The 1,843-nt window shown below is 66.3% G+C and carries 2 protein-coding genes and 1 pseudogene; all 3 read right to left on the bottom strand.

The features are described 5' to 3' along the window. On the bottom strand, positions 1–969 hold a 969-nt coding region (locus A7V84_RS12270), incomplete at its 3' end, for a Tar ligand binding domain-containing protein (RefSeq protein ID WP_156508021.1). Positions 970–1,044: 75 nt separating this feature from the next. After that, a complete protein-coding gene (locus A7V84_RS12275) occupies positions 1,045–1,485 on the bottom strand; it encodes a hypothetical protein (RefSeq protein ID WP_025515895.1) in 441 nt (146 codons plus the stop codon). Between the two features lie 40 nt (positions 1,486–1,525). Then, positions 1,526–1,843 (bottom strand): annotated as a pseudogene (locus A7V84_RS21495) (methyl-accepting chemotaxis protein); the annotation flags it as partial.

A 1,843-nucleotide genomic window follows, 5' to 3' on the forward strand; every position in this document is an offset into this window, starting at 1 on the left:
GTTGCCCGCCGCGATCTCGCGCGCGCCGACGTTGATCTCGTCCACGCCCCGACGCACCGAGGACACCGTGCGTGTCAGGCTCTCCTGCATCCGCTTGATGGCCGCAAACAGCTGGCCCACCTCATTGCCGCTGCGCACGTCGACACGACTGCTCAGGTCGCCGGCCGCGATGCGGTCGAAATGCGCGCCGGCCTCCAGCAAGGGGCGCACCACCAGACGGCCGAACACCAGACGCGACACCACCATCAGCAGCAGCGCCAGCACCACTGCCGCCCCGACCGCCATCAAGGCGCGGTCGAAGCTCTGGCCGGCGTAGTCGATGGTTTCCTGCTGGCGCTGATCGATGTAGCGGCTGAAGTCGCCGATTGCCGCGATGAACGCGGCGCTGCGCGGCACGCCGTACTCGGTGTTGACCATGTAGAAGGTCGAGTAATCCTCGCTCTTGAGCGCTTCGACCATGGTATCCACGCCATCGTCGATATAGGAGCGGTAACGCCGCACCAGATTCATCGACAGCTGACGGCCGGTGGAGTCCTCCAGCATGTTCTTCTGGAAGTCGCTGAAACGGTCGCGCACGCCGCCCAGCAGATCGGTTGCCTGCTTGATGACCTGCGTCGCCTCCTGGCCGGCGTTCTGCCCATTGCCCCAGCCGGACTCCTGCAGATGGCGCGCGGCCACCATCAGATCGACGCGGGCGCGCAGCATGTCGCTATTGATGATCTCCACCTGCTTGGCGCGCGATGTCAGATCGTTGAGCTCCTGCACGGCGCGGTAGTTCTGCTGCAGGAAATAAGCCGACAAGGCCCCGACTGCGGCAATAAGGATCGCGAAAAAACCCAGCAGACACAGAAGAAGGCTGCCCACGCGCGCGTTGCGCAAGGACCAGGAACGGCTGCGCTTTTGCTTGGGAGAACGCGTACGCTTCTTGCTCTTGGGCGCACGGGCCTGGTGTTCGTAACTGGATTCCATGTTTTTCCCCGTTTTTTCGGATGGTGCGACAAATAGGCCGGCCTGCCCCGATACACCGGGACAGACCCTGGGCGCTTACCGCGCAGCGGTTTCGCCCGGGCCCGGGATCACGATGAATTCGACCTCGGTCGTCGTCTGCTGAGCCGTGTTGTCCGGCATCGCCTGTGGCGGCCCCAGGAGCTTTTTCCGCGCCCAGGGTTCGAGCAGTATGTTGTTGCTGTCCAGCAGCCGGACCAGCCGGCCGTCGGGGCCGAACTGCAGGCGCGCCGACTTGCTGCCGTAGAAGCCATCGGTCACAAAGCTGACCTGATAGCGCCATTGCGCCACCAGACCACCGTCCGGATGGCGATAGATCGCGTCGGGCAAGGCGCCCAAGGCCAAGGTGGCGTCTTCCAGCGTGCTTTGGCCCGGCGCAAGCTGCGCCAGCTGGCCGCCGTCGAAGTTGTGCCCGGTGGTGCTGCAAGCGCCCAACAGCAGCGGCAGGCACAGGGTCCAGCTCAGTAGGTGTTTACGCATGGCGTTGTGCTCCTCGGCGACCGGCGTATCTGGCGGGCGCTCAGAAAGACTCCCAGTCGTCATCGGCCAGTTTCTTGTTGAGTGCGGTACGCGAGGCCGCGGGCGTCTCGGCGGCCGCAGCCTCCGGCGCACGGGGCGCTGGCGCCGGGCGGCGCAATGGCGCGCGGGCGATCGCCGGGGCCGGGCGCACAACGGCCTCGGGTTTGCGCGTCTCCTGGGCCACCGCCTTGACGGGGGCCGTGGCGGCCAGCTGTCGCGCGGCGACATCGATCACTTCACCGCTGTTGAGTTTGAAGACCGCCACCGCCTCGGCCAGTTGCTGGGATTGCTCCTGCAGGGCGGCGGCGGCCGCGGCCGC

It is taken from the genome of Bordetella trematum (genome assembly GCF_900078335.1).
In the GTDB taxonomy this organism is placed as follows: Bacteria; Pseudomonadota; Gammaproteobacteria; order Burkholderiales; family Burkholderiaceae_B; genus Bordetella; species Bordetella trematum.

Excerpts from the sequence above, each read along its gene's own strand:
- A7V84_RS12275 (WP_025515895.1), bottom strand. The coding sequence starts at position 1,485 with ATGCGTAAACACCTACTGAGCTGGACCCTGTGCCTGCCGCTGCTGTTG.